This window comes from Micromonospora sp. NPDC127501 (genome assembly GCF_040302185.1).
Classification (GTDB): Bacteria; Actinomycetota; Actinomycetes; order Mycobacteriales; family Micromonosporaceae; genus Micromonospora.
Window position 1 is genome coordinate 119,213 of record NZ_JBEORJ010000007.1, and the last position, 25,512, is coordinate 144,724.

General features: G+C 70.1%; 22 protein-coding genes and 2 tRNA genes. 19 read left to right on the forward strand and 5 right to left on the reverse strand.

Annotation, left to right across the window (positions count from 1 at the left end):
* Positions 1-16 precede the first annotated feature (16 nt).
* The 9 genes from ABTW72_RS18115 to ABTW72_RS18155 all read left to right on the forward strand — a co-directional run bounded on the left by ABTW72_RS18115 (position 17) and on the right by ABTW72_RS18155 (position 12,466).
* On the forward strand, positions 17-625 hold the full coding sequence (locus tag ABTW72_RS18115; protein WP_350860146.1) for an EboA domain-containing protein: 609 nt from the start codon (positions 17-19) through the stop codon (positions 623-625).
* On the forward strand, positions 626-1,483 hold the full coding sequence (locus tag ABTW72_RS18120; protein WP_350860148.1) for a TatD family hydrolase: 858 nt from the start codon (positions 626-628) through the stop codon (positions 1,481-1,483).
* A complete protein-coding gene (gene eboE, locus ABTW72_RS18125; RefSeq protein WP_350860150.1) occupies positions 1,483-2,682 on the forward strand; it encodes a metabolite traffic protein EboE in 1,200 nt (399 codons plus the stop codon). The genes ABTW72_RS18120 and eboE overlap by 1 nt, the downstream gene beginning before the upstream one ends.
* Positions 2,679-4,094: an alkaline phosphatase family protein gene (locus tag ABTW72_RS18130; protein ID WP_210783903.1), complete on the forward strand. Its 1,416-nt coding sequence runs from the start codon at positions 2,679-2,681 to the stop codon at positions 4,092-4,094. The genes eboE and ABTW72_RS18130 overlap by 4 nt, the downstream gene beginning before the upstream one ends.
* Positions 4,091-5,158, forward strand: coding sequence for a polyprenyl synthetase family protein (locus ABTW72_RS18135; RefSeq protein ID WP_350860152.1), 1,068 nt, complete (start codon positions 4,091-4,093; stop codon positions 5,156-5,158). Before ABTW72_RS18130 ends, ABTW72_RS18135 begins: the two co-directional genes overlap by 4 nt.
* 217 nt (positions 5,159-5,375) lie before the next feature.
* Positions 5,376-8,231, forward strand: coding sequence for a PQQ-dependent sugar dehydrogenase (locus ABTW72_RS18140; RefSeq protein ID WP_350860154.1), 2,856 nt, complete (start codon positions 5,376-5,378; stop codon positions 8,229-8,231).
* A 75-nt stretch (positions 8,232-8,306) separates the two neighbouring features.
* Positions 8,307-10,415 (forward strand): ThuA domain-containing protein, encoded by a 2,109-nt coding sequence (locus ABTW72_RS18145; RefSeq protein ID WP_350860156.1) that lies wholly within the window; start codon positions 8,307-8,309, stop codon positions 10,413-10,415.
* Positions 10,416-10,742: 327 nt separating this feature from the next.
* Positions 10,743-11,246 (forward strand): sensor histidine kinase, encoded by a 504-nt coding sequence (locus tag ABTW72_RS18150; protein WP_350860158.1) that lies wholly within the window; start codon positions 10,743-10,745, stop codon positions 11,244-11,246.
* Positions 11,247-11,458: 212 nt separating this feature from the next.
* Positions 11,459-12,466 (forward strand): sugar phosphate isomerase/epimerase family protein, encoded by a 1,008-nt coding sequence (locus ABTW72_RS18155; protein ID WP_030488695.1) that lies wholly within the window; start codon positions 11,459-11,461, stop codon positions 12,464-12,466.
* Between the two features lie 64 nt (positions 12,467-12,530).
* Here the strand turns inward: ABTW72_RS18155 and ABTW72_RS18160 are convergent, their stop codons facing one another.
* Positions 12,531-12,935, reverse strand: coding sequence for a hypothetical protein (locus ABTW72_RS18160; protein ID WP_334509634.1), 405 nt, complete (start codon positions 12,933-12,935; stop codon positions 12,531-12,533).
* Positions 12,936-13,196: 261 nt separating this feature from the next.
* On the opposite strand from ABTW72_RS18160, the gene ABTW72_RS18165 reads away from it, so the two are divergent.
* The 7 genes from ABTW72_RS18165 to ABTW72_RS18195 all read left to right on the forward strand — a co-directional run bounded on the left by ABTW72_RS18165 (position 13,197) and on the right by ABTW72_RS18195 (position 20,246).
* Positions 13,197-13,269: transfer RNA gene (locus ABTW72_RS18165), tRNA-Asn, on the forward strand.
* A gap of 271 nt (positions 13,270-13,540) precedes the next feature.
* The gene (locus ABTW72_RS18170) at positions 13,541-15,646 is read left to right on the forward strand and encodes an MMPL family transporter (protein ID WP_350860161.1); all 2,106 of its coding nucleotides are present in this window, start codon (positions 13,541-13,543) and stop codon (positions 15,644-15,646) included.
* Positions 15,636-16,874, forward strand: coding sequence for an FAD-dependent oxidoreductase (locus tag ABTW72_RS18175; protein WP_350860163.1), 1,239 nt, complete (start codon positions 15,636-15,638; stop codon positions 16,872-16,874). Before ABTW72_RS18170 ends, ABTW72_RS18175 begins: the two co-directional genes overlap by 11 nt.
* A 55-nt stretch (positions 16,875-16,929) precedes the next feature.
* On the forward strand, positions 16,930-17,877 hold the full coding sequence (locus tag ABTW72_RS18180; protein ID WP_350860165.1) for a tetratricopeptide repeat protein: 948 nt from the start codon (positions 16,930-16,932) through the stop codon (positions 17,875-17,877).
* The gene (locus ABTW72_RS18185) at positions 17,874-19,565 is read left to right on the forward strand and encodes a M16 family metallopeptidase (protein ID WP_350860167.1); all 1,692 of its coding nucleotides are present in this window, start codon (positions 17,874-17,876) and stop codon (positions 19,563-19,565) included. Before ABTW72_RS18180 ends, ABTW72_RS18185 begins: the two co-directional genes overlap by 4 nt.
* Positions 19,566-19,628: 63 nt before the next feature.
* Positions 19,629-19,705 (forward strand) — tRNA-Ile (locus tag ABTW72_RS18190).
* Positions 19,706-19,961: 256 nt separating this feature from the next.
* Entirely contained in the window at positions 19,962-20,246 is a 285-nt protein-coding gene (locus ABTW72_RS18195; RefSeq protein WP_350860169.1) for a hypothetical protein, read from the forward strand.
* Between the two features lie 101 nt (positions 20,247-20,347).
* Here ABTW72_RS18195 and ABTW72_RS18200 read toward each other — a convergent pair whose 3' ends face one another.
* The 3 genes from ABTW72_RS18200 to ABTW72_RS18210 all read right to left on the reverse strand — a co-directional run bounded on the left by ABTW72_RS18200 (position 20,348) and on the right by ABTW72_RS18210 (position 22,754).
* Complete coding sequence (locus ABTW72_RS18200) at positions 20,348-20,668, reverse strand: hypothetical protein (RefSeq protein ID WP_350860171.1); 321 nt, start codon at positions 20,666-20,668, stop codon at positions 20,348-20,350.
* 229 nt (positions 20,669-20,897) lie between these two features.
* Complete coding sequence (locus ABTW72_RS18205) at positions 20,898-21,710, reverse strand: hypothetical protein (RefSeq protein ID WP_350860173.1); 813 nt, start codon at positions 21,708-21,710, stop codon at positions 20,898-20,900.
* A 699-nt stretch (positions 21,711-22,409) separates the two neighbouring features.
* The gene (locus tag ABTW72_RS18210; RefSeq protein WP_350860175.1) at positions 22,410-22,754 is read right to left on the reverse strand and encodes a hypothetical protein; all 345 of its coding nucleotides are present in this window, start codon (positions 22,752-22,754) and stop codon (positions 22,410-22,412) included.
* Positions 22,755-22,907: 153 nt separating this feature from the next.
* Between ABTW72_RS18210 and ABTW72_RS18215 the strand changes: the two genes are divergently transcribed.
* Positions 22,908-23,618, forward strand: a complete 711-nt coding sequence (locus ABTW72_RS18215) for a hypothetical protein (protein WP_350860177.1) — start codon at positions 22,908-22,910, stop codon at positions 23,616-23,618.
* A gap of 47 nt (positions 23,619-23,665) precedes the next feature.
* Entirely contained in the window at positions 23,666-24,025 is a 360-nt protein-coding gene (locus ABTW72_RS18220) for a hypothetical protein (RefSeq protein WP_350860178.1), read from the forward strand.
* Positions 24,026-24,073: 48 nt separating this feature from the next.
* Here ABTW72_RS18220 and ABTW72_RS18225 read toward each other — a convergent pair whose 3' ends face one another.
* On the reverse strand, positions 24,074-24,715 hold the full coding sequence (locus ABTW72_RS18225; RefSeq protein ID WP_350860180.1) for a hypothetical protein: 642 nt from the start codon (positions 24,713-24,715) through the stop codon (positions 24,074-24,076).
* 87 nt (positions 24,716-24,802) lie between these two features.
* Here ABTW72_RS18225 and ABTW72_RS18230 point away from each other — a divergent pair, with 87 nt between their 5' ends.
* Positions 24,803-25,507 (forward strand): cytidylate kinase family protein, encoded by a 705-nt coding sequence (locus tag ABTW72_RS18230; RefSeq protein ID WP_350860182.1) that lies wholly within the window; start codon positions 24,803-24,805, stop codon positions 25,505-25,507.
* Positions 25,508-25,512: the final 5 nt, after the last annotated feature.

Consider the following 25,512-nt stretch of genomic DNA (forward strand, 5'->3'; position numbering starts at 1 on the left):
AAGGGGAGGAGACGGGATGACACCGGATTCACTACGGGCCGCGCTGGGAGGCGTACCCGATCCCGAGTGGCTGGACACGGCGCTGCGCCGGGTCACCACCGAGCCCACCGCGATCACCCGGCTCTTTCCCGCCGTCGGCCGACGCTGCGGGCGGGCCGCGCTGCCCGACGCCCCGGGCTGGACCGCCGACGACGCGGCCCGGGTGCTGCTGCTCACCAGCCTGCCCGGCGAGCACGCGGCGTACGCCGAGCGTCTCTACCAACACGGTGACGCGGCCGAGCGACGAGCCGTGCTGCGCGCCCTGCCGCTGCTGCCGATCGGCGCCGACGGGGTCCCGTTGCTGCACGACGCGATCCGGACCAACGACACCCGGCTGGTCGCCGCCGCGCTCGGCCCGTACGCCCGGCACCTCGACCAGGCCGCCTGGCGGCAGGCGGTGCTCAAGTGCGTGTTCAGCGGCGTCCCCTTGGCCAACGTGGCCGACCTGGACACCCGGGCCGACGGCGAGCTGACCGCGATGCTGGCCGCGCTGGCCGCCGAACGGCACGCCGCCGGCCGGGAGTTGCCCGCCGACGCCGACGACCTGCTCCACCGGCTCACCGCCGCACTGCCCCGGGAGGCGTGAATGCGCATCTTCGACCCCCACATCCACATGACCTCACGCACCACCGACGACTACGAACGGATGGCCGCCGCCGGAGTGCGCGCGGTGGTGGAGCCGGCGTTCTGGCTGGGTCAGCCGCGCACCAGCGCCGCTTCGTTCACCGACTACTTCGACTCGTTGATCGGCTGGGAGCCGTTCCGGGCCGGGCAGTTCGGGGTGCGCCACTTCGCCACCATCGCGCTGAACCCCAAGGAGGCCAACGACCCGCGCTGCCGGCCGGTCCTCGACCTGCTGCCCCGTTACCTGGACAAGGACGCGGTGGTGGCGGTCGGCGAGATCGGGTACGACTCGATGACGCCCGAGGAGGACGAGGCGTTCGCGGCGCAGCTCGCCCTCGCGGTGGCGTACGAGCTGCCGGCCCTGGTGCACACCCCGCACCGGGACAAGGCGCGCGGCTGCGAGCGGACCCTCGCCGTGGTCGCCGAGTCCGGCATCGACGCGGGTCGGGTGGTCGTCGACCACCTCAACGAGGTGACAGTGAAGCTGGTCCGCGACAGCGGCTGCTGGCTGGGTTTCTCCATCTACCCCGACACCAAGATGACCCCGCAGCGGATGGTGGAGTTGCTGCGGGAGTACGGCACGGACCGGATGCTGGTCAACTCGGCAGCCGACTGGGGGCGCTCCGACCCGCTGCTGACCCGGGCGACCGGCGAGGCGATGCTCGCGGCCGGCTGCAGCGACGACGACGTCGACAAGGTGCTGTGGCGAAACCCGGTGGAGTTCTACGGGCAGTCGGGGCGGCTCGACCTCAGCGACCTGGACGCCGCCGCCGCCGTGGACCCGCAGACCGGCAACTCGATCCTGCGCGGCGGCAGCTGATGCGGCTACGACATGCCGGCGGCGAGACCGTCCACCTGGGCTACTGCACCAACGTTCACCCGGCCGAGGACCTCGCCGGCATTCTCGGTCAACTGGACACCTACGCGGTGCCGGTCCGCGAGGCGCTCGGCAGCGACCTGCTCGGGCTCGGCCTGTGGCTGGCCGCCCCGGTCGCCGCCGAGCTGGCCGCCGACCCGACGCTACGCCGCCGGCTGCGCACCGAGCTGGACGCGCGCGGCCTGGAGGTGGTCACGCTCAACGGCTTCCCGTACGCGGCCTTCCAGGCCCCGGTGGTCAAGCAGGACGTGTACCACCCGGACTGGACCACCGAGCAGCGCCTGACCTACACGGTGAACCTGGCCCGGGTGCTCGCCGATCTGCTGCCCGACGACGCCGCCCGAGGTTCGATCTCCACGCTGCCGCTGGCCTGGCGTCAACCGTGGGACACCGGCCGGGCCGACGCGGCCCGAGGCCGACTGGACCAGCTCGCCGCCGGCCTGGCCGACGTGCAGCGGGACACGGGCCGCGAGGTGCGCGTCGCCTTCGAGCCGGAGCCCGGCTGTGTGGTGGAGAGCACCGGTCAGGCGGCCGAGCTGCTGTCCGGGATGGACACCGATCGGTTGGGTGTCTGCCTCGACCTGGCCCACCTGGCCTGCGCCTGGGAGGAGCCGGCCGAGGCGCTGCAACGACTGCGGGCGGCCGGGCTGCCGGTGGTGAAGGTGCAGGTCTCGGCCGCCGTCGAGGCCGCCGACCCGGAGGGCGGGGCCGAGGCGTTGCGTCGCTGGGTGGAGCCGCGCTTCCTGCACCAGACCCGGGGCGCCGGATGCGCCGGTCTGGCCGACCCGGCCGACCCGGCGTACGCGGCCGACGACCTGGACGAGGCGCTGGACCGGGCGCTGCCGGGGCCGTGGCGGGTGCACTACCACGTGCCGCTGCACGCCCCACCCGAGGAACCGCTCGGCTCGACACTGCCGGTGCTCCGCGCGGCCCTGAGAGCGCTCTTCGACGGCCCTACCGCCGGCTGCGACCACCTCGACGTCGAGACGTACACCTGGGGGGTGCTGCCGGCCGCCCGACGGCCGGGCACCGACGCGGAGCTGGCCGCCGGCATCGCCGCGGAGCTGGCCTTCGCCCGGGACGAACTGGTCGGCCTCGGCCTGACCGCAGAACGAACCATGAGCATGGGGGTGACGCGATGAGCCGGCGACTGGTGGTCCTCGACGTGGTGGGGTTGACGCCACGACTACTGGCGCACATGCCTCGACTGCGCGGGGTCGCCGACGGCGGCTTTCGGGCCGAGCTGGGCACCGTGCTGCCCGCCGTGACCTGCTCGGTGCAGTCCACCTTCCTCACCGGCGAGCAGCCCAGCGGGCACGGGATCGTCGGCAACGGGTGGTATTTCCGGGAGCTGGGTGAGGTGCTGCTGTGGCGGCAGCACAACGCGCTGGTCGGCGGGGACAAGCTCTGGCAGGCCGCCCGTCGGGCCGAACCCGGCTACACAGTGGCCAACGTCTGCTGGTGGTACGCGATGGGCGCCGACGTCAACTGGACGGTGACGCCCCGCCCGGTCTACTACGCCGACGGGCGCAAGGAGCCGGACTGCTACACCGACCCGCCGGAGCTGCACGACGCGCTCACCGGGCGGTTGGGCACCTTCCCGCTCTTCACCTACTGGGGGCCGACGGCCGGGTTGCCGTCGTCGCGGTGGATCTGCCAGGCGGCCGAGCAGATCCTCGCCGACGTGTCACCAGATCTGACCCTGGTCTACGTTCCGCACCTGGACTACGACCTGCAACGCTTCGGTCCCTCGTCGGCCCAGGCCGCCGCGGCGGCAGCGGAGCTGGACGCGGTGCTCGGCCCGCTCCTGGACGCCGCACGGGCCCGGGACGCCACAGTGGTGGTGCTGTCGGAGTACGGCATCACCGACGTGTCCCGGCCGGTGGACGTCAACCGGTTGCTGCGCGCCGAGGGCCTGTTGCGGGTGCACACCCAGGCCGGCATGGAGTATCTCGACCCGTGGACGTCGAAGGCGTTCGCGGTCGCCGACCACCAGATCGCGCACGTCTACGTCAAGGATCCGGCCGACGTGCCGGCGGTGGCGAAGCTCTGCGCCGGCCTGCCCGGGGTGGCCGAGGTGCTCGACGCTGAGGGCAAGGCGGCACACGGGCTGGACCATCCGCGCGCCGGTGAGCTGGTGCTGGTGGCCGAGCCGGACGCCTGGTTCACCTACTACTACTGGCTGGACGACGCCCAGGCACCGGACTTCGCCCGGCTCGTGGAAATTCACCGGAAGCCGGGCTACGACCCGGCGGAGCTGTTCTTCGACCCGGCCAACCCCGGTGCGGCGAAGGCCCGGGCCGGGGTCGCCCTGGCCCGAAAGAAGCTCGGCATGCGGTACCTGATGAGCGCTGTCGGCCTCGATGCCGGCGCGCGGGCGGTGCGGGGCTCGCACGGGCGGCTGCCCGACGACCCGGCGGACGGCCCGGTGCTGCTCTGCTCCGACCCGACCGCGGCCCGGGACAAGATCGCGGCGACCGAGGTCAAGGCGCTGCTGCTGGAGCTGGCCGGGCTGAGCCCTGGCGGTGCGGGCGGGTCGGGGGAGGGCTCATGACGGTCACCGTCGCGCCCACCGACGCCAGCGAGCTGCGGGCGCGCTTCGACGCGGAGCTGGCCGGGTTTCTCAGCCGGCAGGGCCCGGACTGGCCGGACGGGGCGCCGCGGGGCGTGTTCACCGCGCTGCAACGGTTCGTGCTGGCCGGCGGCAAGCGGTTACGGCCGCTCTTCTGCTACTGGGGCTGGCGCGGCGCGGGGGCGGCCGACGGCACCCCGATCGTGGTGGCCGCGGCGGCCCTGGAGCTGTTCCACGCGTTCGCGCTGATCCACGACGACATCCTGGACGGCAGCGACCGCCGCCGGGGTGAGCCGTCGGTGCACCGGCTCTTCGCCGACCTGCACGCCCGCTCGTCGTGGCGCGGTGACCCCGAGGCGTACGGCCGCAACACCGCGCTGCTCTGCGGGGACCTCTGCGCGGCCTGGTCGGATCAGATGTTCCACGAGTGCGGGCTCAGCACCGAGCAGGTGCACCGGGGGTACGGCGTGTTCGCGCTGATGCGTACCGAGGTGATCGCGGGGGAGTACCTGGACCTGGTCTCGGGTGTGGGTGACGGCTCGGTGGCCAGCGCGCTCACCGTGATCCGGATGAAGGCTGCCCGGTACACCGTCACCCGACCGTTGCAGATCGGTGCGGCCCTGGCCGGCGCGGGGCCGGAGCTGATCGCCGCGCTGGGTGAGTTCGGTGATCCGCTGGGTGACGCGTTCCAGCTCCGCGACGACGTCCTGGGCGTGTTCGGTGACCCGGCGGTCACCGGGAAGTCGGTCCTGGACGACCTGCGTGAGGGCAAGCCCACCGTCATGATGGCGCTGGCCCGCAGCGCCGCCGACCGGCCGCAGACCATCCGGTTGCGGGAGCTGTTCGGCAATCCGGCGTTGGACGCCGAGGGCGCGGCGGAGCTGCGCGACATCATCGAGGCGACCGGCGCGCGGGAGCGGATCGAGCAGATGATCCGGGTCCGGACCGAGGCCGCGCTCGCCGCCCTGCAGAACGCCGAAGTGGCCGACGAGGCCCGCGTGGCACTGGTTGCGCTGGCCGGGCAGGCGATCGACCGACGCGCCTGACCGGCGACTTTCGATCAAATCGACAAAAGTTGATGCTGAACCGCCGGAAGGTATGGACACATCGACACGTGCGACTTAGTGTCGTGACCAACACGACAATGTTTCGTCGAGGTGAACCGGCGGCGCGGTAACCCATCGACCCCCACCACCGCTACGGCATCCGGCGCGACGGCGCGCGCCCGGCCTGGCAGTCACACGTCAGGAAGGGACAGCACAGATGTCCATGAAGGACGCTCCCAGACAACGGTCCCGACGATGGTTCTCCGCCGGATCCGCGCTGCTGCTGGCGGTCGCCGCCGGCACGGTCACCTTCGCCGCCGGCTCCGCCCCCGCCCAGGCACACACGATTGTCGCCAGCGACTTCCAGCAGGTCGAGCTGGCCCGTGGCGTGACCGACATGGGTGAGCCGATGTCGCTGGCGGTGCTACCCGACCGCTCGGTCCTGCACACCGCCCGCAACGGCACCCTGCGCCGCACCGACGCCAACGGCACCACCTCCGTGATCGGCACCCTCTCGGTCTACACGCACGACGAGGAGGGGTTGCAGGGCGTCGGGATCGACCCGGGCTTCGCCAGCAACCGCTACATCTACCTCTACTACGCTCCGCCGCTCTCCACCCCCGGCGGCGACGCGCCGGCCACCGGCACCGACTTCTCGGCCTGGAACGGCGTCAACAGGCTCTCCCGGTTCACCCTCAACTCCGACTTCACGCTCAACCAGGCCAGCAAGGTCGACGTGCTCGACGTTCCGGCCAGCCGGGGCGTGTGCTGCCACGTCGGTGGGGACATTGACTTCGACGCCGCCGGCAACCTCTACCTGTCCACCGGCGACGACACCAACCCGTTCGAGTCGTCCGGCTACTCGCCGCTGGACGAGCGGACCAACCGCAACCCCGCGTACGACGCGCAGCGTAGCGCCGGCAACACCAACGACCTGCGCGGCAAGATCCTGCGGATCAAGGTGAACGCCAACGGCACGTACTCGATCCCGTCGGGCAACCTGTTCGCCCCCGGCACGGCCAGGACCCGGCCGGAGATCTACGCGATGGGGTTCCGCAACCCGTTCCGGATCAGCGTGGACAAGGCCACCGGGGTGGTCTACGTCGGTGACTACGGGCCGGACGCCGGCTCCACCAGCTCCACCCGCGGGCCGTCCGGCCAGGTGGAGTTCAACCGGGTCGCGGCACCGGGCAACTACGGCTGGCCGTACTGCACCGGCACCAACACCAGCACCGAGACGTACAACGAGTTCGACTTCGCGACCAGCGCCAGCGGCGCGAAGTACAACTGCACCGGCGGGCCGACCAACAACTCGTTCCGCAACACCGGCCTGACCACCCTGCCGCCGGCCCAGCCGGCCTGGATCCGGTACGCCGGCGACGCCGGCACCCCGACCGAGTTCGGCGGCGGCTCCGAGTCGCCGATGGGCGGTCCGGTCTACCGGTACAACGCCTCGTCGACCTCCACCACCAAGTTCCCGCAGTCGTTCGACGGGCAGTTCTTCGCCACCGAGTTCGGCCGAGGCTGGATCAAGCCGATCCACGTCAACTCCGACGGCTCCCGGGGCACCATCGACACCTTCCCGTGGGTCGGCAAGCAGGTGATGGACTCGGCGTTCGGCCCGGACGGCGCCTACTACGTGCTCGACTACGGCACCGGCTACTTCAACGGTGACGCCAACTCGGCGCTCTACCGCTTCGACTACGTCGGCGGCGGCAACCGGGCGCCCACCGCGAAGGCCAGCGCCAACCGCACCTCTGGCGCGGCCCCGCTCGCTGTGACGTTCTCCTCGGCCGGCTCGGCCGACCCCGAGGGCGGCGCGTTGACCTACGCGTGGGCGTTCGGTGACGGGACCACCTCGACCGCCGCCAACCCGACGAAGACCTACAGCGCCAACGGCACCTACACCGCCACGCTGACGGTGCGCGACCCGCAGGGCGCCACCGGCAGCAGCAGCGTGCAGATCAGCGTCGGCAACACGGCGCCCACGGTCACGATCAACAACCCGGGCAACGGTCAGCTGTTCGGCTTCGGGGACACTGTGGCGTACAGCATCACGGTGTCCGACCCGGAGGACGGCACCATCGACTGCACGAAGGTCAAGATGACCTACGTGCTCGGGCACGACCAGCACGGGCACCAGATCACCTCGAAGACCGGTTGCTCGGGCTCGATCACCATCCCGGTCGACGGTGAGCACGACGACGCGGCGAACATCTTCGCGATCTTCGACGCCGAGTACACCGACGCCGGTGGGCTGACCACGCACACCCAGCACACGCTGCCGCCGCGGCACCGTCAGGCCGAGTTCTACGGCACCTCGTCGGGGATCAACGTGTTCAGCAAGACCCCGGCCGAGGGTGGCAAGACCGTCGGCGACATCAACAACGGCGACTGGATCGCGTTCCAGCCGTACCGGCTGGGCAACGTGACCTCGTTCAACGCCCGGGTCTCCTCGGCGGGTGCCGGTGGCACCCTCCAGGTCCGGGCGGGCTCGGCCACCGGCACCGTGCTCGGCTCGGCCACGGTCCCGGTGACCGGCGGCTGGGAAACCTTCACCACGGTCACCGGGACGATCAGCAACCCGCCGACCGGCACGACCACGCTCTACCTGACCTTCGCCGGGTCGGGCACCGGGGCGCTCTACGACCTGGACGCCTTCACCTTCGTCACCGGGACGCCCCCGGCCGGTGGAGCCGGGGCGATCAAGGGCCTCGGCGGCAAGTGCCTGGACGTGCGCAACGCCGCCACGGCCGACGGCACGCAGATCCAGATCTACACCTGCAACGGCAGTGCCGCGCAGACCTGGGCGGTCACCCCCAACTCCACGATCAAGTCGTTGGGTAAGTGCCTGGACGTGTCGGGTGGTGCCACCGCCGACGGCACCAAGATCCAGCTCTGGACCTGCAACGGGACCGCCGCGCAGAACTGGGCGGCCCAGGCCGACGGCACGCTCCGCAACACGTCGTCGGGCAAGTGCCTCGATGTCTCCGGCAACAACTCCGCTGACAGCACGGTGGTCCACCTCTGGACCTGCACCGCCGCCGCCAACCAAAAGTGGACCCTGCCCTGAGCTGGCGGGAGGGGCCCTTCGACAACGCCTAGTGTGAGGCGAGGGGCCCCTCCTAACCGCAATTAGGAGAGCGATATGCGCAGACGCCTGCGACCCGTCCTCGGTGCGGCCATGGCCGCACTCGCCGTCATCGCCTGCACCACCCCGGCCACCCCGGCCAGCGCCGCCGACGCCCCGTACGACGTGCTGGTCTTCTCCAAGACCGCTGGGTTCCGCCACGACGCGATCCCGGTCGGCATCCAGACCATCCGCGACCTGGGCGCGGCGAACAACTTCACCGTCACCGCGACCGAGGACGCCGCCGCGTTCACCACGAGCAACCTCAACCAGTACGAGGCGGTCGTCTTCCTCAACACCACCGGCGACGTGCTCAACGCCAGCCAGCAGACCGCGTTCGAGTCGTACATCGGCTCCGGCCGCGGGTACGTGGGTGTGCACGCCGCAGCCGACACCGAGTACGACTGGCCGTTCTACGGCAACCTCGTGGGCGCGTGGTTCGCCTCGCACCCCGCGATCCAGCAGGCCAACATGAAGGTGGAGGACCGGGGCCACGCGGCCACCGCTCACCTGCCGCAGACCTGGACCCGCACCGACGAGTGGTACAACTACCGCACCAACGCCCGGTCGAGCGCCCACGTGCTGGCCACCCTCGACGAGTCGTCGTACTCCGGCGGCGGGATGGGCGCCGACCACCCGCTGAGCTGGTGCAAGAGCTACAGCGGCGGCCGGTCCTTCTACACCGGTGCGGGGCACACCCAGGCGTCGTACGCGGAGGCGGGGTTCCGGAACCACCTGCTCGGCGGCATCCGGTACGCCTCCGGTCGGAGCAAGGCCGACTGCCGGCCCGAGACCGGCTACACCCCGCTGTTCAACGGCTCGACGGCCGGTTGGTCCCAGGCGGGCCCGGGCAGCTTCACCAACACCGACGCCACCCTCACCTCGGTCGGCGGCATGGGGCTGTACTGGTACAACGCCAAGCAGTTCACCAACTACTCGCTGAAGCTGGACTGGAAGCTGGCCGGTGACGACAACTCCGGCATCTTCATCGGGTTCCCACCGTCGAGTGACCCGTGGTCGGCGGTCGACAACGGTTACGAGATCCAGATCGACGCCACCGACGCGGTCGACCGCACCACCGGCGCGGTCTACACCTTCAAGTCCGCCGACATCGCCGCCCGAGACGCGGCGCTGAACGCGGCGGGGGAGTGGAACACGTACGAGCTGCTGGTCGAGGGCGAGCGGCTACAGATCTTCCTCAACGGCGTGAAGATCAACGACTTCACCAACACCAACCCGGTCCGCTCGTTGGCCGGTCACATCGGCATCCAGAACCACGGCACCGGTGACGACGCCTCCTTCCGCAACATCCGGATCAAGGAGCTGGGCACCACGCCGCCGCCCACCGGCACGATCCAGGCCGAGACGTTCAGCTCGGCCAACGGTGTCTCCGCGTTCACCAAGGCGGGCGCCAACGGTGGCCAGACCGTCGGCTACATCGACCCGGGCGACTGGGCCGCGTACAACGGGGTCAACCTGGCCGGGGTCACCTCGTTCACGGCCCGGGTCGTCTCCGGCGGCGCGGGTGGCGCCATCCAGGTGCGCACCGGTTCGGCCACCGGCCCGGTGCTCGGCACGGTCGCGGTGCCCAACACCGGCAGTTGGACGACCTTCGCCAACGTCTCCACGGCACTGTCCAACGTTCCGTCCAGCACCCAGAACCTCTACCTCACCTTCACCGGTAGCGGCACGGGGCTCTTCGACCTGGACGACTTCACCCTGGTCAAGGGCGGTGGGGGCGGCACCGGCGTCGGCCCGATCAAGGGTCTCGCCGGCAAGTGCCTGGACGTGCGCAACGCCGGCACCGCCGACGGCACCCAGATCCAGATCTACACCTGCAACAGCAGCGCGGCGCAGACCTGGACCGTGACGCCGAACTCGACGATCAAGGCGCTCGGCAAGTGCCTGGACGTCTCCGGCAGCGGCACCGCCGACGGCACCAAGATCCAGCTCTGGACCTGCAACGGCAGCGGCGCGCAGAACTGGGCCGCCGCGTCCGACGGCACCCTGCGCAACCCGTCGTCGGGCAAGTGCCTGGACGTCTCCGGCAACAACTCCGCCGACAGCACCATCGTGCACCTCTGGACCTGCCTCAACGCGGCCAACCAGAAGTGGACCCTGCCCTGACCGACTAGGGCTGGAGGGGTCGACGCTTACGACGTTGGCCCCTCCCGCTCCGGCGCCGACCATGCCGGGCCGGGTGTGCCCCGACCGGCCGGGTTCGTCGGCTCTGGCGGAGCGGCGAGGCTGGGGAGGTGTCACCCGCGAGCGCCATACCTGTGAGTCATAACTATGACCCACAGGTATAGCGCTCGCACCGGTGTGTGCCCCGACGCAGATCTCGCCCGTGGCACGCGGCCCGTCGACGCGGTGCCGTCGAGAGCGCCGACCGGGTGGGCGCGTTGCGGGGACGCCGGGGGTTGGCGCACAGGTGGCTGCCGTACCTTGACCTGCATGGGGTTGTTCGCGCAGTGGCGTGGGACGGTGCTGGCGCGAGGCCATCAGCTGCTCGGTGCGCTGGGCCGGGCCGACGAGCCCGACGACCCGTCCGATCCGGCGCCCAGCCTGAACCGTCTCGACGCGCTGGTGGAGGGCTTCACCGCCGGTCAACCGGTGCGCTGGACCATGGCCGGGCAACCCCGGCCGCTGCCCGGCCCGGTCGACGTGGTGGCGTACCGCATCATCGAGGAAGCGCTGACCAACGCGTGCCGGCACGCGCCGGGGGCGCCGGTCGGGGTCCGCCTGCGCTACGACGCCGCGGGCATCACCATCGAGGTCCGCGACGAGGGCGCCGGTCCCGCTGCGTCCGGCGGCGGCACCCAGGGCGCCGGTCGGGGTCTGCTCGGGGTACGCAGGCGCGCCGAGCGGCTCGGCGGCACGTTCTCGGCCGGCCCGCGCGCCGGTGGCGGCTTCACCGTACGGGCTGTGCTGCCCGCGCCCGAGGAAATGATCGGATGATCGGCCGACCGCGGGGCTTCCCCGATGGGGCACTGCGGAAATAAGGTGGGGGTCGGCGACCGTGCTGGTGGCCGGTGACCCGGTGGGAGGCGCAACCCGCCGGGCTCAGGTGTGTTCCGCACCCACCGGTGACCGCTCGGGTGCCGGGCACGTCCGGTCACCCTCGCCCTGGTCCGCACAAGGAATCCCCATCACAACAGGGGAGAAGGACAATGGCGCGACCCATCACGCTCTTCACCGGCCAGTGGGCCGATCTTCCGTTCGAGGAGGTCTGCCGGCTCGCCTCCGAGTGGGGCTACGACGGTCTGGAGATCGCCTGCTGGGGCGACCACTTCGAGGTCGACAAGGCGCTCGCCGACGATTCGTACGTCGAGCGCAAGCGGGAGACCCTCGCGAAGCACAACCTTGAGGTCTTCACGATCTCCAACCACCTGGTTGGTCAGGCGGTCTGCGACCACCCGATCGACGAGCGGCACCAGGACATCCTGCCCGGCCGCATCTGGGGCGACGGCGAGCCCGAGGGGGTTCGTCAGCGGGCCGCCGAGGAGATCAAGGACACCGCGCGGGCGGCGGCGAAGCTCGGAGTGAAGACGGTCGTCGGCTTCACCGGTTCGTCGATCTGGCACACCCTCGCGATGTTCCCGCCGGTGCCGCCGTCGATGATCGAGCGCGGCTACCAGGACTTCGCCGACCGGTGGAACCCCATCCTCGACGTGTTCGACGAGGTGGGAGTGCGGTTCGCGCACGAGGTGCACCCCAGTGAGATCGCGTACGACTACTGGACGACGAAGCGGACGCTGGAGGCGATCGGCAACCGGCCCGCGTTCGGTCTGAACTGGGACCCGTCGCACTTCGTCTGGCAGGAGCTGGACCCGGTGAACTTCATCTTCGACTTCGCCGACCGGATCTACCACGTGGACTGCAAGGACGCGAAGGTGCGTACCGGGGATGGCCGGCGTGGCCGGCTCGCCTCGCACCTGCCCTGGGCCGACCTGCGGCGCGGTTGGGACTTCGTCTCCACCGGCCACGGCGACGTGCCCTGGGAGGACTGCTTCCGCGCGTTGAACGCGATCGGCTACACCGGCCCGATCTCGGTCGAGTGGGAGGACGCCGGAATGGACCGGCTGGTCGGCGCTCCGGAGGCGTTGCAGTTCGTCCGGCGGCTCGCCTTCGACGCACCGAGCGCCGCCTTCGACGCGGCGTTCAGCAGCAAGGACTGACCACACGTCGGACAGACCACGGGCCGGTCGCCCTAAGGCGACCGGCCCGTCGACGTGCGGTTGGTCAGAGCGTGCTGGCGTTCGTGCCCGAGCCGGACGGCTTGGTGCGGGGGTTCGTGGACGACGGCGACCCGGAGGTCGTGCCGACCGTGCTGGTGCCCGCCTTGGCGCCCACGGTGGCGGGCGTGCCGGCGAACGCGTCGTCGGCGGCGGTCAGCTCCTGCTTGCCGGTGCTGCCGTTGCCGGTGCCCAGCTTCTCGCCCAGTTTGGTCTGGCCGAGCTTGTCCTTGCCCTCGCTGTAGAGCTTGTTGGCCTGGGCCTGCGCGACCCCGGCCGCCTCCTGGACGGTCGGGTGGTCGAGCACCTTGCGGCCCCGGACCACGAGCTCTTCGTACTTTTCCCGGCCGGCACGGGCGCCCAGGACGAATCCCGCAGCCAGCCCGCCTAGAAACATGATCTTTCCGCGCATGGCGGCTCCTTCCGTACCTGACGCGCCGTCGCCCCGGCGAGTTGCCCCGTCGGAAGGCGACCTGTTCGCGCCTGCGTCCTCTGTCCGCAGCTAACTACCCATCCTGCTCTCCGCTCAAGCATGCTTGTGCCGGGATGGCGATTTACCCCTATTGTCAGGGGGACGGCGGGGCGGCAACCCACTGGACCATCACCGGGGGATGTCCTGTACTCTTGTCCCGTCGCACGGCGTCGGGGAGATCCGAAGTCGGGCGAAGCACGATCCCCTGTAGCTCAATTGGCAGAGCAGCCGGCTGTTAACCGGCAGGTTATTGGTTCGAGTCCAATCGGGGGAGCCTCTCCACCAACGCCCGTCGGCCTGAAGCCGGCGGGCGTTCGTCATGCCCACCCCACCCCCGTCCCCCCCATCCCGGGTCGATCATGGCGTTGTGGTGCCGGTTACGTGCTGTTCTGCGCCCTTCGTCCACCAACAGAACTCCGTGATCGACCCGGGCGGGATGCCGGATTCGCGCTGCCTGGGCCGGTTTCGGCGGCAGGATGGGCGATGGTGATTCTCGTTCAGATGGCGTCGGCTGACGCGTCGAACCTTTGGGGTGTGAGGGGCGGATGGTTGGACGAGGCGGCAAGGCCACGCTGATCGCGGTGGCGGTCGTGCTGGCCTGGTTGGTGATCGGCGGCGTGTCCGGCCCGTACGCGGGGCGCCTCAGCGAGGTCGCGACCAACGACAACGCCGCCTTCCTGCCCACCGACGCCGAGGCGACCCGCGCCCAGGACCTCGCCGCCGAGTTCGTCGACCGGCAGACCATCCCGGCTCTGGTCGTCTACGAGCGGTCCTCCGGGATCACCGACGCGGACCGGCAACGGGTGGGCGCCGACGCCGCCCGGTTCGCCCAGATCCCCGGCGTGGTCACCCCACTGCCCCCGCCCATCCCGAGCGACGACGGCCAGGCACTCCAGGTCGTCGTACCGGTGGACGACGCCGAGGGCGAGGAGATCGGCACGGTCGTCGAGCAACTGCGCGACATCACCGGCGGTGACCGCGACGGGCTCACCGTGGACGTCTCCGGCCCGGCCGGTCTGCTCGCCGACCTGATCGAGGTCTTCTCCGCCATCGACGGACCACTGCTGCTGGTCACCCTGGTCGTGGTGCTGGTCATCCTGCTGATCGTCTACCGCAGCCCCGTCCTCTGGATCTTCCCGCTGCTCGCCGCCGGGATGTCGTACGCCCTCGCCTCGGTCTTCGTCTACCTGCTCGCCGACGCGGACGTGGTGAAACTCAACGGGCAGGCCCAGGGCATCCTCACCGTGCTGGTCTTCGGCGCCGGCACCGACTACGCGTTGCTGCTGATCGCCCGCTACCGGGAGGAGCTGCACCGGCACGACCGCCCGTGGGACGCCATGAAGACCGCCTGGAAGGGCGCCGCGCCGGCCATCATCGCCTCCGGTGGCACCGTCATCGTCAGCCTGCTCTGCCTGCTGCTGTCCAGCCTCAACTCCAACCGGGCGCTCGGCCCGGTCGCCGCCATCGGCATCGCCGCCACCCTGCTGGTGATGCTCACCTTCCTCCCCGCGCTGCTGGTGCTCGGCGGACGATGGGCGTTCTGGCCCCGACGGCCCCGAGCCGACCAGGCCGACCCGCGGGCCGAACACGGCATCTGGAGCCGGGTCGCCGGCTTCGTGGCCCGGCACGCCCGCCCGATCTGGCTGACCACCGCCGTCGTGCTGGCCCTGCTGACCCTCGGCCTCACCCAGCTCGGCGCCACCACGCTCGGCCAGTCCGACCTGTTCACCCAGCGCACCGACTCGGTCGACGGCCAGGAGGTGATCTCCCGGCACTACCCGGCCGGCACCGGCAGCCCGGCCACCATCTTCACCACCGAGCAGACCGCCCGACAGGTCGCCCAGGTCGCGAAGGACGTACCCGGAGTCGCCGACGTCCGCCCCCTTCCGGCCGGCCCACCCGAGGAGAACGCCGCCCCTAAGGTCGTCGACGGGCGGGTGCAGTTGGAGGCGACCCTGGCCGACCCACCCGACAGCGACGGCGCCGAGCGGACCATCCGCGAGCTGCGGGTGGCCGTACACCAGGTGCCCGGCGCGGACGCGGTGGTCGGCGGCTTCACCGCGATCAACGTGGACACCTCCGACGCCGCGAAGCGCGACCAGAACGTCATCATCCCGGTGGTGCTGGTGGTCATCGCGGTCATCCTGGCCCTGCTGCTGCGCGCGCTGCTCGCCCCGCTGCTGCTGATCGCCACCGTGCTGCTCAGCTTCGCGGCGACCCTCGGCCTCTGCGCGCTGCTGTTCCGCCACGTCTTCGACTTCCCCGGCGTGGACTCGTCGTTCCCGCTGTTCGCGTTCGTCTTCCTGGTCGCGCTCGGCATCGACTACAACATCTTCCTGATGAGCCGCGTCCGCGAGGAGTCGGTCAAGCGCGGCACCCGTGCCGGCGTGCTCGCCGGCCTCGCCGTCACCGGCGGGGTGATCACCTCCGCCGGCATCGTGCTCGCCGCGACCTTCTCCGCCCTCGCCGTCCTGCCACTGGTGGTGCTCGTCGAATTGGGTACGGCGGTCGCGGTCGGGGTACTGATCGACACCATCATCGTCCGGTCGCTGCTGGTGCCCGCACTCGCGTACGACATCGGGCCGAAGATCTGGTGGCCGGGCCGGTTGTCCCGGGCGAACGGTGAGCGGGAGGCGCGCGGTGCTGGCTGAAACCGATGTGGTCATCGTCGGCGGCGGCCTGGCCGGTCTCGCCGCCGCCCGCCGGCTGCACCGCGCCGGCGTGCCCTGGCGGCTGGTGGAGGCCGAGGGTCGGCTCGGCGGCCGGGTCGCCACCGACGTGGTCGACGGTCACCTCATCGACCGGGGTTTCCAGGTGCTCAACACCGCCTACCCCCGGCTCGGCACGCTGCTCGACACCGACCAGCTCAACCTCGGCTACTTCACCTCCGGGGTGCTGGTCCGCAAGGGCGACAAGCTGCTGCGCCTGGTCAACCCGCTGCGCGAACCGACCGGCGGGCCCGGCACCGCGCTCGCCGGGGTCGGCTCCCTGCTCGACCGGCTGCGCTTCGCCGCGCTCGCCACCGGCTGCGCCACCCTCCCCGCGTCCCGGCTGCTCGCCGCGCCGGAGACCAGCAGCGAGACTGCCCTGCGTCGCGCCGGTCTCTCCGACGCGATCATCGAGGAGCTGCTGCGACCGTTCCTGTCCGGTGTGTTCATCGACCGGGAGCTCTCCACCTCCAGTCACGTGCTGGCGATGGTGCTGCGCTCCTTCGCCCGCGGCCGCATCGGCCTGCCCGCCGAAGGGATGGCCGCCCTACCCCGGGTCATCGCCGCGCCGCTGCCCGCCGACCTGCTCGACCTGGACACCCCGGTCGCGGAGGTCACCCCCGGCCGGGTCCGCACCCAGGCCGGCGACATCCGCTGCCGGGCCGTCGTGGTCGCCGTCGACCCGCCCGCGGCGTCCGCGCTGCTGCCGGCCCTGGCGACGGTACGCATGCACAGCTACACCACCTACTACCACAGCGCTCCCGAGCCCCCGCTCACCGAGCCGATCCTGCTCGTCGACGGCGACCGACGCGAAGTCGTCGCCAACACCGTGGTGCTCAGCAACGCCGCCGCCACGTACGCGCCCGCCGGACGGCACCTCATCGCCACCTCGGTGGTCGGCCCCACGGCCCCACCCGAGCCGACCATCCGGGCCGAGTTGACCCGGCTGTACGGCCGCTCCACCGCCGACTGGACCCACCTCACCACAGTGGTCATCCCCGAGGCGCTGCCCGCCGCACCGCCGCCGCAGGGACGGCTGCGCAAGCCGGTGGCGCTGGGGGAAGGCCTGTTCGTGGCCGGTGACCACCGGGACAGCCCATCGATCCAGGGCGCTCTCACCAGCGGCTGGCGCGCCGCCGGCGCAGTGCTGGACGAGCTGCGCGCCGGCTGAATCCCGCCGCAGACGAGGGCCCCGCAGCCGTAGTTGATCACCTATGATCGCCGCCATGCCCGCTCCTCTACCGGCTCCCACCTTCGACGCCGGTGCCGCGTACCCCGAGGTCGAGGACCTGCGTAAGGCGCTCGATGCCGCCGACTGGCCCGCCGTCCGCGCGATGGTCGCCGACCGCGACCCGGACGGCCGGACGCTGCTGGCCCGGGTCGTCGGCGATCAGGTCGGAATCGAGGCGTTCCTTCAGCGGGCGTACGACGAGAACCCCGAAGACCCCCATGCCGGCATGCTGCTCGGCGCCTACCTGATTCGTGCCGGTTGGCGGATCCGCAGCTCCTACCGCGCGCAGCACGTCAGCCAGTCCCAGTTCGCCAAGTTCCACGAACACCTGCGCCGCTCCGAGCAGGTGCTCATCGACGTCACCGCCCGGCACCCGGACGATGCGTCCGCCTGGACCCAACGGATCACCAACAACCGCGGCCTCCAACTGGGACAGGCCGAAGCGCGCCGCCGCTACGACCGCCTAGCGCAGCACCACCCGCACCACGCGCCCGCGCAGTCGAGCCTGCTCCAACAGTTCTGCCCGAAGTGGAGCGGCAACTGGGACCGCGCGTTCGGCTTCGCCAGGGAGTGCGCCCAGGCCGCCCCGGACGGCGCGCTCAACGCGGTGGTGATCGCCGAGGCGCACCTCGAACGCTGGCTGGAGTTCGACACCGAACGGGAGCGTGCCGCGTACCTGCGCAACACGGCAGTGGTGGACGAGGTCATGCGGGCCGGGCAGCGGTCCGTGCTGCACCCGGACTTCGTCGACCGGCCCGGCTGGGTCTCAGTTCGCTCGGCGTTCGCACTGATCTTCAGCTTGACCGAGCAGTGGACCGCCGCCGCCACCCAGTTCACCGCCCTCGGCAACCGGGGCACCGAATACCCCTGGGACTACGTCGACGGGGCCGCAGGCTTCACGAAGTTCCGCGCCAAGGCGTACGCGAAGGGCGGCCAGTCATGATCCAGCACCTGGACGTGGACGGGGTTCCCACGCTGCTCGCCGCCACCGGCGGGCCGATGCGCGCCGGGCTGACCTTCCGGGTCGGCACCGCCGACGAGACGCTCGTCCGCTCCGGCATCACCCACCTCATCGAACATCTCGCGCTCGCGCCGCTCGGCCTGGCCGACTACCACGTCAACGGGGCGACCGCCCAGGCGTTCACCACGTTCCACACCCAGGGCTCAGAAGCGGACATCGCGGCCTTCCTCACCGCGGTCTGCGGGAACCTCTCCGACCTGCCGGTAGCCAGGCTGGACGTCGAGAAGGAGATCCTGCGGACCGAGTGGAGCAGTCGGGGCGCCGCCGCGGTCGACAGCATCCCGCTGTGGCGACACGGTGCCCGGGACTACGGGCTGATCAGCTACCCCGAGTGGGGCCTGGGCGCGCTCACCGCGGACGACCTGCGCGAGTGGACCGCCCGGTGGTTCACCCGGGAGAACGCGGTGCTCTGGATCGCCGGTGACCGGGTGCCCGCCGAACTGCGGTTGGCGCTGCCCGCCGGGACCCGCCAGCCCGCACCGACGGCGTCGTCGGCGCTGCCGCAGACGCCCGCGTACTTCGTGAGCGGCTCCCGGGCCGTCGTGCTCGACTCGGTGGTGCGCCGCCGTGCCGCCGCCAGTGTCTTCAGCGGAGTGCTGGAGCGGGAGCTGTACCGCTCGCTGCGCCAGGAGGCCGGCCTCTCCTACACCACCACCACCGGGTACGAGCCGCGCGGCGACGGTTACGCCATGCTGCGGGCACTCGCCGACGCGCTGCCGGAGAAGCAGGACGCGGTGCTCGGTGGCTTCATCGACGTGTTGGCCAAGATGCGAGTCGGGCGGATCGAGCAGGCGGACCTGGACGCCACCATCGCCAAGCGGGAAGACTTCCTCGGCATCGCCGAGGTGGACGCGGCGCGGCTGCCGTCGTACGCCCTCAACGTCCTGACCGGAGAGCCGAACCTCAGCGTCGACGAGCACCGGGCCGAACTCAAGGCCGTCGACCTCGCCGACCTGCACGAGGTGGCTGAGGAGATGATCGCGTCGGCGCTGCTGATGGTGCCCGGCGGACTCACCGCCGACTGGGCCGGCTTCGCCGCCGCACCCACTCACTCGGCCGAGATCCTGCAAGGCACCACCTACTCGTCGAAGGAAGGGAACGCCGCGCTGCGCGTCGGCGTGGACGGGGTGACCCTCCTTCAGACCGGCGACCCGCTGACCGTCCGGTACGACGACTGCGCCGCCATGCTGGTCTGGCCGGACGGTGCCCGGCAGCTCATCGGCTCGGACGCCATCGCGCTGCACATCGAGCCCACCCTGTTCAACCTGCACCCGGGGGCCATCCCCGCCATCGACGCCAAGGTGCCCGGCGACCGGCAGATCCCGATGCCGGCCCGTGCCCCAGACGCGATCCCACAGCCACAGGCCGTCGTACGGCAGCCCACCGAATCCGCAACCAGCACCTGGTGGGAAATTCCTGCGATGGTGCTCAGCGGAATGGGCGTCCTCGTGGTCGGCGCACTGAGCGTGCTGCTGACCCTCGCCATGCTCCTCACCGAGACCAAACCGGGCGAAGAACCGCTCTGGGGCGGCGTCGTGGTGCTCTGGCTGCTCACTGTTATTCTCACGTTGCCCATCGTGAAGCTGCGGCGACGGCGGCGGAGTCGATGAGGTGGGGCTGGATCGCTGCTGGCCCGTGATCCACCGGGCGGGATAAGATCCGGCGCGGTGTTCGGGGCGGTAGCTCAGCCGGTTAGAGCAGGGGACTCATAATCCCTCGGTCGCGGGTTCGAGTCCCGCCCGCCCCACCACGAAATCTCCTGGTCAGCCATGCTGCCTAGGGCACGCGTCCGCCGCCTGATCTTCGGAGCCAGCAGCTACGACGTGGCCACCTACGGCTTCGAAGACCTCCAGTTCTGTCGCGAGGTCGCCCAACCGGCCGAGCGCTGCGCGAAGAGGTCGCCGAAGGAGCCCTGCGGGCCAAGCCGTCGTCGCGATGCGAACGTAAGCCGACGTGCTGCCGGTCGAGCCCAAGTTCGGACCAGAGGAGAGCTGGAAAGGACAGCCATGGAATCAGCTGCCAACCTGACGTGGGTCATGACAGTGGAGTACGCCGGAGCATCGCCCGCTTGGTGCGAGGGTGACGGTGACACGGATGACTCCCGCGTGAACCCGATCGCCATCTCCAGACTTGGCGATCGCGCGACCACCTTGAGCGCGGTCGTTGCGGCCGTCACGGAACAAGAGGCCCAGGAGATCGGACTCGTCGGCCTCGGACGTTGGGCCGAGCGAATCGGCCTCAGCACGCATAACCCGACCGTGGTAGCGCTGTTTGCCAGGGACCTCACGTAGTTGGACTCGTTGTCTAGTCCCACCACATGCTTGACGAATCCATCCCAGGACATGCTTGACGTTCGGTCTAGAACTCTGTCCTGAGAAGGGCTATCGGGTCGTCATAGACCGATGCGCTGTTCGATGGCGGTCGGGTCGTCTGGCTCGCCGAAGCGGAGGGTGGCGTGCGCTGGCTTGGTCGGGAAGGCTCGCAGCTGCGGCTCCATCGCCGCGAAGAGTCGGGTGGCGTCGGGACCGTAGGCGTAAAGGACCGCTTCGCCGCCGCCGAACTCGTGGCCGTCGAGGTCACCGGCATCGGCGGCCTCAATGGCTTCTGTCAGGCGGCTTGCGAGGTCGTAGATAGCCTGCCGGTCCTGTTCCTCACCGCAACCACCGCCCGGCAGGGAGTATCGGACGATGACGGCATGCTCGGGTGCGCTCATGCGGTGCCCCTTCGGTTGATGCCAACATCGTCGGCGGTGACCGCGACCTTACGAGGTCGGCTGACCTTGATGTTGCGCACTGGCGATCGGTGGTGCGTCGAACGGTGCGGATGCCCCGGGCCCAGGTGGGCGGTCCGCATCTGGTCCGCATGAGGACGACGGGGGAGCCGGGTCGCCCTCCCGCCGTCTTCACGTCGAACCTTGGGCGCCATGGGGCGACGGCGAGAAATCACGCGCTGCGGGGGAAGTCCTTACGCTTGATCTTGGCGCGCCGGCCGTCCGGGTGATGGAACACGATGCCCTCGGCCAAGTGGCCCGGGGCGAACCGGCTCTCCAACGCGGCTAGATAGCCCCGCAGCTCCGAGTAGCTGCGGGGCGCGTCCGGCAGGGCGGGCACGCGGAGGTTGAACGGCACACACGTGTGCTCTTCCAGGCCGAGCGGGTTGCCTTGAACGCGGGGACCCAGCGCCTCGCACGCGTGCTCGCCGTCGGGCCAGTCCGACACGTCGGTGTTGCGGGCGGCGACCAGTATCCACTTGTCCTCCGCAGCGTGATCGTCGGTGTCGATGTACCACCCATCGACGATTCCCTGCTGCTTCTGCACCTTGCTGGGGTTGCGGCGCTTCTCCACTCGCACCAGCTGTCCAGATCGGACGGTGAGGCGCACATTGGAGCCGTCGAGCTTCTCGGTTGGGGCGCCCTCGCCGTCGAACACCCAGGCGCAGTCCGGCCTGGGCCGGTCGACGACCCGGAAGTGCTCGTCGCGTTCGAACAGTGTGGGGATCTTCTCCATGACCTGTGCCCCTCTTCTGACCTTTCCGATCAGTTCCTCGGCGGTGATGACCCCGTCGACCAGACCGCTGGCCAGCGCACGGACCAGATCGGCCACGGCCACGTCGGCCTCGACGGCGACGTGCTTGAGCGCCCTCTTCTCCTCTGGCGAGAGCCATGCGACCAGGCGCGACCAGCCCTCCGGTGGAGTCCACCGAGCGAGCTGGCCGGGGGTCTTGCGAGGCCGTCCGGGCCGTCTGACCTCATCCATGACGGGAAATCTAGGAGCTGCATGGTGTTGTGTCAATTGGCATAACAGAAATAGAGCGGGTGGATCATGGCGTCGGAGCGAACGTCTCCTGCCGCAAGCTGCACCAGTACCGGGTCAGGTCCGACAGTGGCGGCCAAGCGAGCCACATCGGCCGCGCTGGCAGCGGCGTAGAAAGCTGGCTAGTTCAGGTGCGAAGACCTGGCACGTCTGCTGTCGCGTGGCCGATACCTGACGAGGCCGACGGCGAGGAACACGAGCGCCAAGCTCGCAAGCGTTAACGTTGTTTCGGGTCCGATCGCGCCGATGAGACGTCCGAGGTAGCCCACTGCGAGTAACAAGAGCGATAGTCCAGCACAGAGGAACCACATCGCGGCGTCAGCCGGCCGCCTCCACCTTCTCCGGGTGAAAGGCGACATGCGGCCGGTCAGCAGGAGACGAGCGCCGTAGCTGGCAAGGACCAGACCGCCGACGCCCAACAGCATGTGGAACAAGGTTCGGGGGTCCATGGATTTGCCTTTACCCGGGGGATGTGTTCGGCAACCAGGCCGGGTCAGGTCGCCGGCTCGCCCCGTCTTGATCTCATAATCCCTCGTCGCGGGTTCGGGTCACGCCGCCCTCAGCAAGCAACGGCCAGCGCAGCCCGCTGTGGGCCAGCACGCGGATGATCAGCCATTCGGTGACGCGCGATTGCCGGGCGTGTCAGGACCAGTTGAACATCCGTACTGGCAGGAGTACCAGAACGACCGTCGCGGCGACCGCCAGCAGTACTCGCACCGTGCGAAGACCTCGCCACCACGGGATGACCCAGAGCAGCAACCACATGGCGCCTGAGATGAGCACATGTACGCCGACCACCCCGAGGCTGGTCTCCTCGCACATGTTTTCCGCCATGGCCTCCTTGCACAGCGCCGGCGGGCCGTTGTGGTCCCCGAAACTTCCCAACACCCCGACGAGGCAGGCCAACACCGGAGCGGCCACCAGGGTGAACAGCGGCGTCACCAACCACCCGGCGAGATCACGGTGCCGCTCCGCTAGCCGTCCCACCGGCAGGACGCTACAGCTGGGCATCGACAGTTCTCAAGCTGACGCTTCGGGCACCGTCGAGCCGACGAGGAGATCCGCCCCAAACGGCTGTCGCACCCGAGCTTCGGAATCCTGATCTTGACGATCGCCGTCGCGGTGTCGGAGGGTGACCAGATGACGTCGAAGGTCTGGCTCAACCGTGACGAGGACTTCCGCCCGGGTGTCGAACTCTTCCGTAGCGAACGGCTGTTCGCGCTGTGGTCGTACTCGGCGACGCACGGCCAGCTCCTGCTGCGGGCGGACCAGATGCCCGAGGGTCACGGCCGGCTGCCGACGACGATCGAGGTGCTGTTCAACCCGGTCGACGCCGTGCAGATCCAGGCGGCGTACCGCGGGCTGGTGATCCGGTGCGCGACCAGGGACGAGGCCACGCGGATCCGCGGTGACATCAGTGACGACGGTTACCGCTCGGAGAATGCCAGGGTGCTCGTGCTGGAGAGTGAAGGGGTGACCGGCCACGTCATCGCCGTCAATGTCGGGTGGTGCGAGGGCGAGCTGTCGGATGTGCAGCCCTCGTTCTTCAACACGTTCAGTCCGTACGACCCGATGTGGCCAGTCAAGCCGCTCAGCGGAGTCGGCGGCGAGCTGGACATCGCCTCGCCACAGAAGGTGGCGGAGGCGTTCCTCACCGGCCTACCAGAGGGCGTACGCCGGGAACGACACCGCTACCTGCACCTGCTGACTGCATTGACCGAGCAGGACGGCCGTCGGAGGCGGCACAACCTCGGCGTCTTCCTCACCGAGAAGGATGCCGAGGAGGCCAAGCGACTGGTTGAGCCCTACGTGGCGATGTGCGACATCGAACTGATCCCGGTGGTGCTGTAGCGGACCGCAGGCCAGTGGACGGGATGAATGACGCCTAGCATGAGCCGATGATCGAGCAGAGTCAGCGACGCGTTCCTGTGCCGGTCGCCGTCTCCGCCGTGATTCTGCTTGTGGGCGCCACGATCCCGGCGTCGACGATGTTTACGAATGGTCCATCCGCGGCCACCGGGTTGTTGGGCGTACTCCTTCTCCTGGCGTTGGCTCACGGCTTGTGGCGTGGGAGCGGGCGGGCCCGGTTCTGGACAACCGTTTTCTCGACCATCAGCGTGGGGTACGGCGTCGTCACGATCACCAAGGCCGATCCGTTAAGGCTGCTGCAGATCGTTGGTGCGTCAGTCATCGTCGGCCTGTTGCTGGTACCCGCATCGTCCCGCCGGTGGTTTCACGACCTGCCGGCCGAGGGGTAGCGCCACGAGCCCAAAGTATTGAGGTCCGGCGCGCCTGTGCGCTGAGTGTCAGCGTGTCCGGCTGACGGACGAGACCCTCGGGTCTACGGAGTAGCGGTGGACGACGTCGTCGGCGTCGCCAGCGGTGGCACCCGGATCGAACAGCACCTCCAGGCACGGCGCTTGTGGCCCTTCTGACCCGAAGCCCGCAACCACACGGTTCGGGTCGAAGCGGTGGTTCTCGACCACCAGTTCCTCAGCGGACTGCCCCTCCCGCACGCAAACCACCGCCTCGGGCTGACTACCACCCCAGGCCAGTGCTGGAGCCGACACGCCGATGGTGAGCACCACTGCCGTCCCCACGCCGATCACTGTCGTCCGGCCAAGCCCTGGCCGGCTGGCCGGCGAGATCACCGCAGCCAGGGCGGACAGCACGTAAACCCAGAGAGCCCGCTTGTCGGACGAGTCGTGGAGAGCCAACAGGACGACGCCGGCTCCGACGGTCTGTGCGATCAGGCTGATCAGCCGGAACCCGGGCCGGTCGACCAACACCGCTGGTATCGCGGCAAGCGCACCAAGCAACAGGAGAAGCATGACAAGTCCGTACGCACTCCATTCGCGGCGCGCGTCCAGGACGAGCAACACCAGGGCAACCAGGTGTCCGCAGACGACAAGCGGCGGGCGGAGGTACGCCAGGAACCGTGCGACCATCGGCAGACCCTACGTGATGTGGCCACCTTCGATGGGGGCTCTGATCCGGCCCGACCGGAGAGCGGTGACGTGAGGAGGGGGCAGGACATGGTTCAAGGCACGCGCGACGAGCTGCTCGGGCGCTTGGCTGAGGCAGTTGGGTCCGTCACGGTCGCCCACCCGACGCGGGTCGCGGTCGACGGGCCGCCGGCCGCCGGCAAGACCACCCTCGCCGACGAGTTGGCCGTCGTCCTGCGCGAACAGGGCCGCGACGTCGTCCGCGCCACGATCGACGACTTCCTCTTCCCTCGGGCGCAGCGCTATCCGCGCGGCGAGTACTCGGCCGAAGGCTGCTACTACGACACCCACGACTACGACGCGCTGAACCGGGTTCTGCTCGATCCGCTCGGCCCGGGCGGAGATCGACGTTTCCAACCTGCGGTCTACGACCGCACCACGGATGCCGTGCTGTCCCCGCCGGTCACGACCGCCCCGGCCGACGCCGTGCTCGTCTTCGACGGCGTCTTCCTCCTGCGCCCGGAACTGATTGACCGGTGGGACCTGCGCATCTTCGTGTCGACGGCATTGGAGAAGACCGTGGATCGTGCCGTGATCCGAGAGCGCCGGGTGTCAGCTCGGGCCGACATCGAACGGCGCTGGCGCGAGCGTTACATCCCCTCCCAGCAGCTCTACTTCGCGACGACCCGCCCGACCCGGCACGCCGACATCGTCGTGCACAACGACGAGCCCCAGCGGCCGGCCTGGGATTCTGCGCGGCGAGGAGACTCCGAAGTCCTGGCGGCCGGTGAGTGACCGCG

Bases quoted from the DNA above. Each gene is read 5' to 3' on its own strand.
- ABTW72_RS18115 (WP_350860146.1), top strand. From the start codon at position 17: ATGACACCGGATTCACTACGGGCCGCGCTGGGAGGCGTACCCGATCCC.
- ABTW72_RS18120 (WP_350860148.1), top strand. From the start codon at position 626: ATGCGCATCTTCGACCCCCACATCCACATGACCTCACGCACCACCGAC.
- eboE (WP_350860150.1), top strand. From the start codon at position 1,483: ATGCGGCTACGACATGCCGGCGGCGAGACCGTCCACCTGGGCTACTGC.
- ABTW72_RS18130 (WP_210783903.1), top strand. From the start codon at position 2,679: ATGAGCCGGCGACTGGTGGTCCTCGACGTGGTGGGGTTGACGCCACGA.
- ABTW72_RS18135 (WP_350860152.1), top strand. From the start codon at position 4,091: ATGACGGTCACCGTCGCGCCCACCGACGCCAGCGAGCTGCGGGCGCGC.
- ABTW72_RS18140 (WP_350860154.1), top strand. From the start codon at position 5,376: ATGTCCATGAAGGACGCTCCCAGACAACGGTCCCGACGATGGTTCTCC.
- ABTW72_RS18145 (WP_350860156.1), top strand. From the start codon at position 8,307: ATGCGCAGACGCCTGCGACCCGTCCTCGGTGCGGCCATGGCCGCACTC.
- ABTW72_RS18150 (WP_350860158.1), top strand. From the start codon at position 10,743: ATGGGGTTGTTCGCGCAGTGGCGTGGGACGGTGCTGGCGCGAGGCCAT.
- ABTW72_RS18155 (WP_030488695.1), top strand. From the start codon at position 11,459: ATGGCGCGACCCATCACGCTCTTCACCGGCCAGTGGGCCGATCTTCCG.
- ABTW72_RS18160 (WP_334509634.1), bottom strand. From the start codon at position 12,935: ATGCGCGGAAAGATCATGTTTCTAGGCGGGCTGGCTGCGGGATTCGTC.
- ABTW72_RS18170 (WP_350860161.1), top strand. From the start codon at position 13,541: ATGGTTGGACGAGGCGGCAAGGCCACGCTGATCGCGGTGGCGGTCGTG.
- ABTW72_RS18180 (WP_350860165.1), top strand. From the start codon at position 16,930: ATGCCCGCTCCTCTACCGGCTCCCACCTTCGACGCCGGTGCCGCGTAC.
- ABTW72_RS18185 (WP_350860167.1), top strand. From the start codon at position 17,874: ATGATCCAGCACCTGGACGTGGACGGGGTTCCCACGCTGCTCGCCGCC.
- ABTW72_RS18195 (WP_350860169.1), top strand. From the start codon at position 19,962: ATGGAATCAGCTGCCAACCTGACGTGGGTCATGACAGTGGAGTACGCC.
- ABTW72_RS18200 (WP_350860171.1), bottom strand. From the start codon at position 20,668: ATGAGCGCACCCGAGCATGCCGTCATCGTCCGATACTCCCTGCCGGGC.
- ABTW72_RS18205 (WP_350860173.1), bottom strand. From the start codon at position 21,710: ATGGATGAGGTCAGACGGCCCGGACGGCCTCGCAAGACCCCCGGCCAG.
- ABTW72_RS18215 (WP_350860177.1), top strand. From the start codon at position 22,908: ATGACGTCGAAGGTCTGGCTCAACCGTGACGAGGACTTCCGCCCGGGT.
- ABTW72_RS18220 (WP_350860178.1), top strand. From the start codon at position 23,666: ATGATCGAGCAGAGTCAGCGACGCGTTCCTGTGCCGGTCGCCGTCTCC.
- ABTW72_RS18225 (WP_350860180.1), bottom strand. From the start codon at position 24,715: ATGGTCGCACGGTTCCTGGCGTACCTCCGCCCGCCGCTTGTCGTCTGC.
- ABTW72_RS18230 (WP_350860182.1), top strand. From the start codon at position 24,803: ATGGTTCAAGGCACGCGCGACGAGCTGCTCGGGCGCTTGGCTGAGGCA.